The 13,105-nt window shown below is 52.6% G+C and carries 10 protein-coding genes; 7 read left to right on the top strand and 3 right to left on the bottom strand.

Features of this window, described 5'->3' with window-relative positions; translation table 11 throughout:
• Positions 1-80: 80 nt before the first annotated feature.
• Together CRP01_RS03670 and CRP01_RS03675 are read left to right on the top strand one after the other, a co-directional pair.
• Positions 81-1,100, top strand: a complete 1,020-nt coding sequence (locus tag CRP01_RS03670) for a hypothetical protein (protein WP_143473254.1) — start codon at positions 81-83, stop codon at positions 1,098-1,100.
• Between the two features lie 26 nt (positions 1,101-1,126).
• Positions 1,127-1,411, top strand: a complete 285-nt coding sequence (locus tag CRP01_RS03675; protein ID WP_099148650.1) for a DUF3303 domain-containing protein — start codon at positions 1,127-1,129, stop codon at positions 1,409-1,411.
• A gap of 74 nt (positions 1,412-1,485) precedes the next feature.
• Here CRP01_RS03675 and CRP01_RS03680 read toward each other — a convergent pair whose 3' ends face one another.
• Positions 1,486-2,082, bottom strand: coding sequence for a fasciclin domain-containing protein (locus CRP01_RS03680; RefSeq protein ID WP_099148651.1), 597 nt, complete (start codon positions 2,080-2,082; stop codon positions 1,486-1,488).
• 258 nt (positions 2,083-2,340) lie between these two features.
• Between CRP01_RS03680 and CRP01_RS03685 the strand changes: the two genes are divergently transcribed.
• The 5 genes from CRP01_RS03685 (at position 2,341) to CRP01_RS03705 (ending at position 10,561) form a co-directional block, all read left to right on the top strand.
• Positions 2,341-3,915: an SGNH/GDSL hydrolase family protein gene (locus tag CRP01_RS03685; protein WP_099148652.1), complete on the top strand. Its 1,575-nt coding sequence runs from the start codon at positions 2,341-2,343 to the stop codon at positions 3,913-3,915.
• Between the two features lie 80 nt (positions 3,916-3,995).
• The gene (locus CRP01_RS03690; RefSeq protein WP_099148653.1) at positions 3,996-4,520 is read left to right on the top strand and encodes a hypothetical protein; all 525 of its coding nucleotides are present in this window, start codon (positions 3,996-3,998) and stop codon (positions 4,518-4,520) included.
• A gap of 677 nt (positions 4,521-5,197) precedes the next feature.
• Positions 5,198-6,343 carry a transporter gene (locus tag CRP01_RS03695; RefSeq protein ID WP_099148654.1) on the top strand — a complete coding sequence of 382 codons (1,146 nt, stop codon included), beginning with the start codon at positions 5,198-5,200 and terminating at the stop codon, positions 6,341-6,343.
• Positions 6,344-7,128: 785 nt separating this feature from the next.
• A complete protein-coding gene (locus tag CRP01_RS03700) occupies positions 7,129-9,753 on the top strand; it encodes a PAS domain S-box protein (protein ID WP_099148655.1) in 2,625 nt (874 codons plus the stop codon).
• A gap of 37 nt (positions 9,754-9,790) precedes the next feature.
• A complete protein-coding gene (locus CRP01_RS03705) occupies positions 9,791-10,561 on the top strand; it encodes a GNAT family N-acetyltransferase (protein WP_099148656.1) in 771 nt (256 codons plus the stop codon).
• Positions 10,562-10,581: 20 nt separating this feature from the next.
• Here the strand turns inward: CRP01_RS03705 and CRP01_RS03710 are convergent, their stop codons facing one another.
• Positions 10,582-12,207 carry a DUF5597 domain-containing protein gene (locus CRP01_RS03710; protein ID WP_099148657.1) on the bottom strand — a complete coding sequence of 542 codons (1,626 nt, stop codon included), beginning with the start codon at positions 12,205-12,207 and terminating at the stop codon, positions 10,582-10,584.
• A gap of 93 nt (positions 12,208-12,300) precedes the next feature.
• A complete protein-coding gene (locus CRP01_RS03715; RefSeq protein ID WP_170110205.1) occupies positions 12,301-12,975 on the bottom strand; it encodes a GDSL-type esterase/lipase family protein in 675 nt (224 codons plus the stop codon).
• Positions 12,976-13,105: the final 130 nt, after the last annotated feature.

Here is a 13,105-nt window from a genome sequence, read left to right on the forward strand (position 1 = left end):
CCAACTTGTGCAGGCCGGCTCATCCGGACCGGGTGAGCCGGCACTGATGAAATTCATCCATCTAAATTTTATTCGACCATATGAGACGCTCCTGTGCATTGCTGATGTTGTTGATGTCAGTGACTTTGACCGCCCAGGTAGATTATACTCAGCTCTATTATCCTACGGTTAACCGGGCCGAGCTTTCCATTGTGGAGGGCGACTACGAAAATGCCCTGCAGTCTTTCCAAACAGCTTTTGCAGCAGTTCATTTCTCTCCTTCGATCGATCTTTATAATGCGGCCGTCTGCGCGTTGTATCTGGGCGAACCGGCTACTGCAAAACCGCTGTTGATCCGCATTCTCGGCCGGGGTGTCGAACCTCAGTACCTGTGGGAACGACTGGAGCGTTTCCACCCCGAACTGGTGGCGGACTGGGAAGCGCTGAAGGCCTATCCGCGCGTCGGCATTTACGAAGCTGAATCCTACCGGCAGGAGATCTACGATATGGAAAGTCTGGATCAGGAATTTCGTAATATCGAAGGGACCGATGAGCCCTATGCCGATACCATCGCTGCGATCGACCGGCAAAATATCCGCCGCTTCCGGGAGTTGATCGCTGAACATGGCTTTCCGGGAGAGCAATTATTCGGTGCCGAAAAACAAATACTTACGACGGAGTTTCCGGGGCTGATCATCCTGCGCCACTACCTGCAGGGGCTTTCCCGGAAGCAGCACCCGGAAAATGATCTTATGGAGATCCTGATCCGGGCCGTAAAAGCAGGACAGCTCGAACCCAATCTCATGGCGCAATTGCTTTCCCTGCAGGGCAAAACGGACCTTCGGCTGGGAGGAAGTGGTGTCTGGGTCTTCCGGTCGGGGAGCGAAACCAGCGGCTACGTAGTGGAGAAATATCCGAAAGAACAACTGGAAAAAATAAACGAAGATCGCCGGCAGTACGGTCTTGATCCGTTGGCCGATTACCACCGGAAAGCGGCATTTAGCCTCCAAAAAGCCAGAGAACGGGGATTCGATTTCTCGAAATACAGCACTACCAATAAGATCGCTCTGGACCGGACGGCCTACGACCGCATCCTGCAAAGCTTTGAATCGCTGCGGTAATCAATGGGGCTGCTAAATCTCAATCCATGCCTACCTACCTGATCATTGAGCATTTTCGCGCGGGAAAAGTCCGGGAACTGTACCGACGCTTTGACGAGCGGGGACGAATGCTGCCTCCCGGCCTTCACTATCTGGATAGTTGGATCAATGAATCGGTAACGACCTGTTACCAGTTGATGGAAAGCGATTCCCGGGAAGCGCTGGAGGAATGGATGGATCACTGGAAGGATCTCGTGGATTTTGAGGTGGTCCCGGTTATCTCGTCGGCACGGGCCCGGGAGAAAGCGCTGGGCGGAGCGGCCAAAAAATAAAGCCACCCCCAAACTCCGGGATGGCTTTTAAAATATCCTATTCAACCGTTAGGCCACTTGGGCCATCATTATACTTAACCGGGCATAACCACGGTGTCGATAGCGTGGATCACTCCGTTGGAGGCTTCCACGTCGGTCATTACTACGGTTGATTTGTTCCCTTTTTTGTCCGTCAGCACCACTTTACCGTTTTCCAGCGTAGCGGTAAGCGTTCCTTCCTGCACAGTAGGGATCATAAAACTTCCATTGTTCTTGTTGATGGCGTCAATGACATCCTTTGCGGTATATTCACCGGATACCACATGGTACGTCAGAATGGAGGTTAGCGCCTCTTTGCTTTCCGGGTTGAGCAGACCGGCAACGGTACCGGCCGGCAATTTCTCAAATGCGGCATCTACGGGAGCAAATACGGTGAAGGGGCCGTTACTCTTCAGGGTTTCTACCAGTTCGGCAGCCTGTACGGCGGCGACCAATGTGGTGAAGTTCCCATTGTCAGATGCAATATCCACTATAGTGCCGGGCTCCTCCATCGCCGGTGGGGTGGTTTCTGCCGGCTCTGTGGTTTCCGTGGTAGCGGTGGTATCTTCTTCCATCGCATTGTTGTCACTACCGCCGCAGGCGGCCAGAGATAGCGTTCCGAGAAAGGCAAAAAGGATCAGTAAGTTTTTCATTTTCAATTAGTTTAGTTTAATAATGCACAATCACCAGCCTAACAAAAGTTGGTAATCGAATGTTTAGAGATTTTGCCAAAATGATCGGCTTTTTTTATGTGGTAAATGTGGTGAACAAATTGGTGGGTGGGGTGTTGGGCTGGACGGTTGATGATTGATGGTTGATGGTTGATGGTTAACGGTCGATGGTTGACGGTCGACGGGGGGAATCAGGGGATAAGCTCCCGGCAGCGTCTATAAATTGCACAAACAGAAGCTATGAAGATCACCTCCACTTTTGCGATACTGCTTTTGGGTCTACCCCTGATCGCTCAGCCGGATCCGGCCTGGGACGATACCCGCTCGGTCAACTGGCCGCAGGAATGCCGGCAAGTTGAGATCCCCTCGACTGCGGATCAACAGCCCCAGGCCGCTTATTTTTTTCGGGCCACCGGCGATGCGTCCCGGCCTTTGATCGTCAGCCTGCATACCTGGAGCGGGGGCTATGACCAGAAGGATACGCTGTCGTGGATGTCGGTGAAAAATAACTACAATTATATCCATCCGGACTTTCGCGGGCCCAACAACCGCCCGGAGGCCTGCGGTAGTGAACTGGCCATTCAGGATATCGAGGATGCGATCAGCTATGCCATACGGGAAGCGCGGGTGGATACTTCCGAGATCCACGTCATCGGGGTCAGCGGCGGCGGCTACTCAACCCTGCTTACCTATATGCGTACCCACCATCCGGTGAAAACCTTTTCGGCCTGGGTGCCGATCTCGAATCTGGTCGACTGGTACTACGAGTCCGTGGGGAGAAAACAGAAATACGCCCGGGAAATCGCCCTGGCTACCCATCCGGATGGGGTTGGGGAGGATGGCTATAGTCTGGATTCGCTCGAAGCCCGGAAACGTTCCCCAATCTTTATGGACACCCCGGTCGAGCGGCGGGAGCACAGTAAGCTGTACATTCACGCGGGGATCCACGATGGGTATCAGGGCTCCGTGCCCATCACGCAGAGCCTGCGATTTTTCAATAAAGTGGTCAGTGATCACGATCCGGCCGCCGATACGATCGGTACAGATGAGATGCTGCAGTTGCTCGAACGGCGCAACGGTCCACTGGAACATCCCGGCGATGCGACGCGCGGTCTCACCCATTTCCAGCGGCAATACCGGGATAAAGTACGGATGACCATTTTTGAAGGCGGGCACGAACTCCTCGCGGACCGGGTACTGGCTCCCCTGAACGGGAAACGGGTACTCGCGATCGGAGATTCCAACGGCGCGCTGGAGGAGGGCTGGGTCAATCAGTTGCGGGAGTTGCGCTTCGCTGATCACGTTTATAATACCTGCGTTTCCGGGAATACCATTGGTTTTGACAATCTCGGACGGGAAAGTCTGAACACTTTAGCTAATGCGGACCGATACCTGGAGGAAGCCGATCGTGGGCTGGGCGGGCTGGATAAGATCGTTATCCTGCTGGGCACGAATGACTGTAAGGCCGTATTTGACGACCGGCTGGCGGAAGTGCCCGAAAACCTGCGCAAGCTGCTCCGGCAGATCAAGGCGCACCCGGTCTACCAACGGGATCAGCCGGAGATCTACGTGGTCTCACCGCCTCCCTACGCTCCGGACGAAGCCCTGATCCCCAAGTACCACGGTGGGGCGGCGGATATTGCATGGTTGTTTCCCCGCTTTCGGGAAGTGGCCGAAGAGGAAAGCTGCACCTTTATTGACATCTATAGCGGGCTGGCACCCGAATGGGAGACCTGGTCCGAAGACGGCATTCACCTTATAGAAGCGGGTCAGGTCAAAATTGCGGAGATGATCGCGAAAAAGTTTGAGAACTGACGAATTCCCAAGAAATATTTGGCGCTATACGCTGCTTGCCAAAAGACATTTGTATATTGAGCCCCGAAATTTAGTCCAATATGACCTGGAAACACCTCTCAGCCTGGCTTTTACTGCTGGCCGTATCCATTCAATGGATCGGAGGGGTGATCTACGTTAAACTCACGCATTCTTCGCTGATCGAGCTGGAAATGGATGATTCCGAGACGGTGCTGGCCGAACAGCTGTCCACCGACTACGGTATCGAAACCCAGATCAAGATCCTGGATGAAGCCGAACAAATGGCCAATCTGAGTGCCGGCTACGGTGCGCCTTTCCTGTTCTCGACTTCCGATGAAGAAAATGCGGAATACTACACCGTTGATGAAAATGGCCTGGAAACAGTTCATTCGGAATACCTGGTCAACGGTCCGGAACAACAACAGGATGCGGAAAACGCCCTGTTGAGCCTGCAAAAATTATTTTCGCCTTATATCATTAACGCGGCTGAATTGGTTCAGCCCGCCGAAATAGTCCGGTTCTCCACCGGCAATTTCCTGTATAATCCCCTGGAAGACCTGTATAACCCTTCTATTCCCACACCACCACCGGCCCGCATCGGGTAACTTTTTCCTTTTTAAAATGCTGATTTAACTTATTTGCAGTTGGCGAATTTCATCGTCTGCTTTATGGCTATGCGATGAATTCGCCAGCTTGTTTATTGCTTTACCTCACTGGAACTGACGGTCACGACCGGCAGCGGATCAAACCCGAGTTCATACAGCTAGGGTAACCACACATCGAATTTCGAATTGGTTGGCGCTACCTGTTTTTCTGGGGAAGTGCCATCGCTGTAGGACTCTTTCGTTTCTGATGGCTTATAAGTTGCCCCCAGAAAGGCACCGGATGATCGCGAATGACCCGACTTTGGACCCTGTTCCGAAATGACCCGACTGTTGAAAAAGCGGAGGGATAACCGACAGCTTCAACCGAAGCCAAACCGGTATCCATTTCGCACACCTGGAAACCCGAAAGACACGGGCGCGGTACGTGGTTCGGAAAAGTAAGTCGATGACCGGCCTACCGGTAATGCTGTTGGTGGGATCGTGCAAAGGCCCGGCGGACAGGCAGTGAAACAGCAAGGTAAAGCGGCTATTATCCAATTGTTTCCCCGGATGTTGCTCCGTGGTGAATGACCGGGGTTTCGTTCTCCGTACAGAGAACGGATTGATCCCGGCCTTACGGGTCCATGTAATCCCAGCGGGATATAAGCAACGGGGAACCATAGCGCAAAAAACACACCATGCGAAAAATCAAACTGTTGTTCTTTATACTCATTTCGCTTTCCTGCGGACAACTGGTTATGGGCCAGGGCTGTGTAGCCATTCGGGGAGGTTCCTCCTGCGGCACCAACCTGGGTGGAGGCGCCAACCTGATGCAGGGCGAATTTTTACTGGGTGCCGGTTTCCGGTACTTTGAATCTTTCCGTCATTTTCGGGGCTTCGAGGAGGAACACAACCGCATTGAAGACGGTACCCAGGTGATCAATGATTCTTATTTCCTGGATCTTTCCCTGACTTACGGCATCACCGACCGGCTGTATGCCAATGCCATCCTGCCGTTTGTCAATCACAAGCGCTCCTCCATGTACGAGCACGGGGGCAATCCACCCAACGGTCTGGGAGAACGCCATACGACTACTTCCAGCGGCCTTTCGGATATGAGGCTGGGCCTGGGGTACTGGTTGTTTGATCCCGCCAAAAGCCATGGATTTAACTATGCGGTGGGACTGGGCGTGAAGTTGCCGACCGGTAAGTACGATTACACCGACACCTTCTACAATCAGGGAGAGAACCGGGACGAAGACCGGGAAGTGGTGGTGGATCAATCCATTCAGCCCGGCGACGGCGGCACCGGTATAACGCTCGATGTGCAGGGGTACCAGACGCTATCTCCTTCTTTCCTGCTGGTGACCAACTTTTTCTATCTCTTCAACTACCAGGAAACCAACGGCGTGCTGACCCGCAACGGGCGCAGCGAATTTTCCTGTCCGGACCAGTTTGCCGCACAGATCGGCACCTATTACAACACCGGGCTGGGTGGGCTGAGTGCCTACCTGGGCGGACGCCTGGAAGGCGTACCGGCCAATGATCTGATCGGTGGCAGCAGCGGCTACCGTCGTCCGGGTTACGTCGTATCCGTCGAACCCGGTCTGAATTTTGGGACCCCTAGACTCGCTTTCAATCTGAGTGTGCCGATCGCGCTGGTACGCGATCGTATTCAGAGCTACGAAGATAAAGTGCGCACCGTTGAGCGGGGCACTTATACCCACGGTGATGCGGCTTTTGCCGATTACCTGATCAATTTCAGCGTATCCTACCGGCTGGGCGGAGGCAAACACGATATGCCGGAGAACCAGAGCCCGTTATGGATCGACTTTAATAATTAATTCAAGTTGTGATGCAACTTGGTAGAAAGTATAAAGTAGAGGGTAGAGGGACTGCCAATTGTTAAAATGAGCGATTTAGCACTATTCTTCCAGTCTCAGTCTCTCCACGCTCTACCATCTTCTCTCTACAATTCAAGTATCGAATCTTGAATTAATTAAATAACCGGCTTTAGATATCGGATCCGGCTCAAAGCAGCCGGTTCGGTATCTAAAGTTCCATTAAATATTGAATAGTCGTTTTCCTCAAAAACCTCATGGAAGCTAGTACTATAAACAAACGGTTATTTTATGATTCCTGATTGTATGGTCTGATGTCTGCCGGCAAGTTCCTGGCCGGCATCAGTCCATCAATCTTTTAAGCCCATAAACCCAATTAGCAGGATTACTGAACCCCGGATAAAGACATAAATCATACCTAGAGTTTTCGTTTAAATTGACAGTTTACCAGTTGCCGGGTTATTGGTGGAGGGCTCCAAAAAGTGGAGTAAGCTGCTGATGCCCGGTTTTTTTTATGCTACTTCCCGGGCCGGTTGAGCCCCAACCCAATTTTTCTTTGCAATCGGAAAAGGAACAAAAATGCCGCTACCTCCGGGAGAATACAGGCCCTCTGCGCAAGTCGCCGCGCAATTGCAATTAATTAGTCGGAAAGATGGATAATTTCAAAAATGAACGTATAATTGTATCATTCTGATCTGATTAGCACACTCACCACTGAAACAATACTATCCAAAAATCAGTAAAATCGTGTATGCGGTTTTACTCACTTTTAACTGCCCAATAGATAGATGCAAGAAGAACCTGTTAATGTGCTACAACAGGAACGGTACCGCGTTTTGATCGATCATGCTCCGCAGCCTATGTTGATCCTGGACGTAGAAAGTGGAAAATTCATTGATTTCAATCACAAAGCTGAACTGTTCTTTAAAATGCCCGGAGCCCGCCTCCGGACACAGGGTCCGGCTGAGTTGAGCCCTGACCTGAAGATGTACGCTCCGGACTCGATCCGGAAAGCGCTGGACGGGGGCAGTTCTATTTTTCCCTGGGTACACAAAAGCCAGGAGGGTGAGGAGATCTTCTGTGAAGTCTGGCTGGTGCGCTTTCCACCCTACGATCGTCAGTTGCTCAGTGCAACGATCATTGACAAAACCCAGAAACGCCGGATGGAGCAGGCGCTGGCCGACAGTGAAGAACGCCTGAAACTTGCCCTGAAAGTAACCGGCCTGGGATCATTCGACTGGAATTTTGAAGAGGAGCAACTGCATTGGGACGATCAGATGTACGAATTGCACGGACTGAGTCGGGATACGAAAGTCGATAAGCTCAACTACCTTTTCAGTATTCTCCATCCGGAAGATAACGCCTGGATTAAGAACCGCCTGGATTTCGTTATCCGGCCGGATGCCGAATTGACCACTTTCGAACGTGCTTACCGGATCATCCGTAAAGGAGAAGTCCGCTATATTCTTATCAACGGTTCTTTTTTTCGACACGAAGACGGCAGGATCAAACGCGCCATCGGCACCGCAAGGGACATCACCGCCCAAAAACGGGTCGATGCGCAGATCTCCTACCAGGCCGCTTTGTTGGAAAATATTTCGGACGCCGTGATCTCTACGGACGAAAATTTCATCATCAAATCCTGGAACCGCGCCGCCGAAAAACTGTACGGATGGACCGCTGAGGAAATGATGGGTGAATCTATTTTTCAGATCTGGACCGATTATCTGGAAAAGGACGGCGATTCGGTATTGGAAGAATTCCAGACGAAGGGGATCTGGCGGGGCGAAGTGATCCAGCGGGGGAAGGACGGACGGGATTTTCACGTGCTGGCTTCCGTTGCCGTCATGAAGGATAAAAGCGGTAATTCCAACGGTTACATCGCCGTGAACCGGGATATTACCGACCGGAAACAGGCCGAACGGAAACTGCTGGATAGCGAAGAAAAATTCTCCAAGGCATTTTTTAGTCACCCCACGGCGATGGAGATCGTGGATATGAGCACCGGAAGCCGGATCGAGGTGAACGACAGTCTTTGTAAACTACTGGGGTACGCTCCGGAAGAATTGGTCGGCAAGAATGCCTATGATAAATTATTATGGTCGGGAGATCCGGAGCTCCGCAATTATGCCAACCGACTCATGACAGAGGTAGGCTTTATCAAAAACTTTCCAACGGAACTCATCCATAAGTCCGGTGATACGATCCATGTGCTGGCCAGCGCGGCCAAACTGGACATTGGGGGTGGGAATATGGTCATTGTCGCCCTCATAGACGTTACCGAAAGGAAAATTGCGGAACGGCAGCTCGACCTGACCCAGCTCGAACTCCGGGAACTCAACAACCGCTTTGAGATCTCCACCAAAGCCGCCCGGGTAGGAATCTGGGAATGGGATGTTGATACGGATGTACTCATCTGGGATGAGACCATGTTCGAACTTTACGGTATTTCCGAAGATCAGTTTACCGGAAATTCCTCCGCCTGGCGCAATAGCCTGCATCCCGAAGATGCCCAGATCAGTAAGCGGGCGATCATCCTGGCCCTGAAGGGGATCAAACCCTTCGATGTGGAATTCCGGATTGTCTGGCCGGATAAATCCGTTCGCTATATCAAGGCTGCGGCCAGCGTCCAACGCGATGAAAACGGTCAGGCGCTGCGAATGATCGGCACCAACTGGGACATTACCAAGGAAAAGGATGCGGAAAATCAAAAGATCCGGGCGCGTCAGCTGGAATTGAAAAATAAGGAACTGGAACAGTTTGCCTACGCCGTCTCCCACGATCTACAGGAACCGCTGCATACGGTAAAGGGCTTTGTCAGTCTGCTGCGTAAACGCGTGCAGTACGATCTGGATGAGAAATCAGTGGAGTACCTCGACCTGATCACCCAGTCCATTAACCGGATGAACAACCTGATCCGGGCGTTGCTGGATTATTCCCGGATCGGACTGTACGAACAGAGAAGCGAAGTGGATACAAATAAACTGGTGCGGGATTCCATGATCGATCTGGGCGGTCAGATCACAGAGACGGGAGCTTCCATTCGGTTTGATCCTTTACCCCATTTGTTCGGTTACGAAACGGAACTGCGGGTTCTTTTCCAAAACCTGCTTTCCAATGCCATCAAATTCCACAAAAAAGATTTGAAACCGGAGATTGCGATCACCGCCCGGGAGAATACCGATGCCTGGGAGTTTTGTATATCGGATAACGGTATCGGCATCTCTCCGAAGCACCAGCACCGGATCTTTGCGATCTTCCAGCGTTTACATCCGCACAGTGAATATCCCGGAACGGGTATCGGACTGTCCCATTGCCAGAAGATCATCGAACTACACGGCGGTAGTATCTGGGTGGATTCCAGCCCGAAGGAGGGCAGCAGTTTCTTCTTTACGATCCCGAAGCCGGTCTGAATGCCCTGCGTTGCCGTTTAATGCTCAATTTAAAAACATGCCTCCTCCCGATATCTCACTCCGGAAAGTCACGCTGACGGACATCCTTCCGCTGCGTGCGCTGTACCTGCAGGAGCATCCCGTACAGATCCGCTACGATGCCTGTCATGTACGCAACTGGTCCACACCTTACGCCATCTTGCAGGGGGCGCAGATGATCGGGTACGCGGCGGTGAAGGGCCGGGAGGAACTGGCGGATCGCGATGCTATTTTTGAATGGTACCTGCTCCCGGAGTTTCGCCGTTGGAATGGGGGGATCTTTACGGAAATGATCCGGTTTACCGCCGTGAGCTACGTGGAATCCCAGACGAACGAGCCCCAGCTTACGGCCCTGCTCTACCGCTTTTGCAACCCGGTCTTTTCGGATACGATATTATTTGCCGATCACCAGCCAACGGACCACCAGCTTTCGGGCGTAGTTTTTCGCCGGCGTAATCCGGAGGACGATGTTTTTGGGTTGAAGCCGAAAGATGCAGGAGACTATGTGCTGGAAAAGGACGGACTAATTGTAGCCACGGGCGGTTATCTCACCCATTACAATCCTCCTTTCGCCGATCTTTATATGGAAACGCATCCGGAGTTTCGCAACCAGGGACTGAGCAGCTATCTCCTGCAGGAAGTGAAAAAGGAATGCTACCGGGCCGGATATCGCCCGGCTGCGCGCTGTAATATCCGGAACGAAGCGTCCCGATCCTGTTTGCAGAAGGCCGGATTCCGGATCTGCGGATTCATGATGATCGGGGAGATCAGCCCGGAATATCTTGCTTAGCCCTTTAGTCAGGCTTCATATCAGTTCTTATCAAAATTAGCCCGGATCCGGGCGCCGTCCGGTGTTTCCACCCGTCGCAATTTGATCTTCAGGATCGCGCCTTCGTGGGGTAGGGTCGCGTGGTAGAGAGCATCGCCATTCCAGATCCTTTCCCGTACCCAGCGGCCGCCTTCGTAGTGGCCCTGTTCCACCAGGACGTATTCGGCAGCATTGTAACCCGATCCGTAGGTAGGCCGGAACTGGAACTTGGCGTCAAACCCAATAAGCAGGAATTCATCCGGACCTGTCTGGCCGATCAAGGCCCGCCCGGTTCGTTGGGAGCGGTCCTTATAGGTCGGGAACCCGTAGCGGAACAGCACGTCGTATCCGTTCAGCCGGACCAGTTGCTCGGACATGCCTTCTTCTTCGCCCACTGCCCGTAAATTGCCCGTGCCCTGGAGCTGCGTGATCGGCTGAATGGCTCCGGAAAGCAGGTGATAGTTGCGGGCAATTCCGTCAAAACGCCCGTCCAGTTGGTCTTTATTGCGCTGATCGTGCGGGTCTACGTGGAAGGGATCGATGCCGTAGGGCGCTACGCCGATGGCGTTGTAATTCCCGATGGCGTAGAATTGAAAACGGGCGAAGTTGTGTCCATTCCCCATTTCCGGCACGAAAAGCGCATTGTCGGGCCGGTCGTAATTATCGCAGAGCTGATTGAAAATATTGGGATTGCCGTGGTAAACATCGAGCGCAAGGAGGTCCAGATGCGGTGCGGCTGCTTTCCATAGGTCGATCATGTTGGAGGTGGGGCCGCCGCTGGGATACTCGCCGGGCCGCTGAAAAGCATTTTCCCGGATCCATACGTTGGCGTACATGGGTAGGTTGTACACCTCCCGACCCGCCTCGGCAATGCGGTCAATGTAGCGGGCAATATGGTAGGCGTTAAAAGCTTCGGGGCCGTCTACTCCGAAAACCTGTTCCCAATTGCCCCGGGATTTATTCAGTTTCCGGAGGATATCCACCGGCACCGGAGCTTCGTACAGTTGGTTGGCGGCCGGGCTGTAATCGCGGTTGGTCCACATCGAGCCGGGCTCATTTTCTACCTGCATCATGATCACGGTCTGGTGGGCCTCGTCAATTTCTTTGAGGTGTTTCATCACCGCTACAAAGGCCGATTGATCCGCCTCCCGGTTGTTTTCGGATACTGCCGATAGCACATAGATCTCCTCGCCGGCGGCATTCCGCATGCGGGGATAGCGTTCGGTATTTTCCAGCACCCAGGGCGGCGCGTACTGAGAACGGCCGTTCTTGTAGCTGCCAAACCAAAGGAGTACCAGCCGCAGGTTCTGTTCGCGTGCGCTCAGGATGAGGTGATCCAGTTCCCGGAAATTGAAGCGGCCGGGTTCCGGTTCGATATTTTGCCAGTAGATCGGCGCTTCGATGGTATTGCAGCCCAGCGTTTTGGCCTGCTCCCAGAACTGATCGGTGATCTCCGGCCAGACGCTGCTGTTCCAGAGCTGGGCTCCCAGGATCAGAAAAGGTTCTTCATCCAGGTAAAAGGTATGTTTATCACCTGTTTTCCGGATCTCCGGCAGCGGTTTTTGGGCCAAAACCAGTAAGCCCGACAGGAGTAGCAAAACGGTGGGGAGTACTTTCTTCCAATGCATAGTTCGTTGGTATTAATTCACCGGGCGTGACTGGTTTTGGCTGAACCGGCCGGAGACGAGTTGTAAAACTGTGCTCCGGCCGATGGCAGTTTGCTACTGCGCTACATACGGAGCCAGCACTTTCTGCCAGATCTTGTAGCCGTCCGCATTCATGTGGAGGTTGTCCTGCACAAAAATGTGCTTGAACACCATGCCGTCCTCATCCAGCGCCGGGTACCACACATCGGCGTATTCGGTGTAGGCCTTTTTGTCGGCAAATTTCTTGATCAGCGCGTTCGTTTCCAGGTAAGTTTCCTGCAGGTTCCAGCGGGCCACACTCGGCTTGGGTGAAATGAAGATCACCGGCACCTCTTTGCCCAGGTTCCTGGCGATCATTTTCCGCAGTTTTTTGGCTTCTTTCAGGATATCTTTCGGTTTGTCTCCGGCACCCACATCATTGTCCCCCTCGTAAATGAACACCTTACTGGGCTTGTAGGGATAGATTACCCGGTCGGCGTAGTAGATCAGATCGGAGAACTGGGAACCGCCAAAACCACGATTGAGCACCTCATACTCCGGGAAATAGTCACCCATATCCTGCCATTTGGCAATGGAAGAGCTACCCACAAAAAGGATCAATCCGGATTTCGGAGGATTTTCCTTATCTGCTTTTTCAAATTTCTGGATCGTCGCTTCCCATCTTTCCGGTCCCTGCTCCTGAGCGGAGAGCAGCAGCGGGCCCAGCAGGCCGATAAAGAGCAACGTAAGGATCTTACAGTTGAAATTCATAATGGTCATAGTTTTTTGAACGGAAAATATTGCTTTTGGTGGGCTCAACTGTCCTGTACCGGCATTGTAACAATGGAGGTCAGCTATAAAGAACTGTATAAAAAGATGACGTCTCCGCCGATAACTAAGA

This window comes from Flavilitoribacter nigricans DSM 23189 = NBRC 102662, assembly GCF_002646595.1.
GTDB classification, from domain to species: domain Bacteria; phylum Bacteroidota; class Bacteroidia; order Chitinophagales; family Saprospiraceae; genus Flavilitoribacter; species Flavilitoribacter nigricans.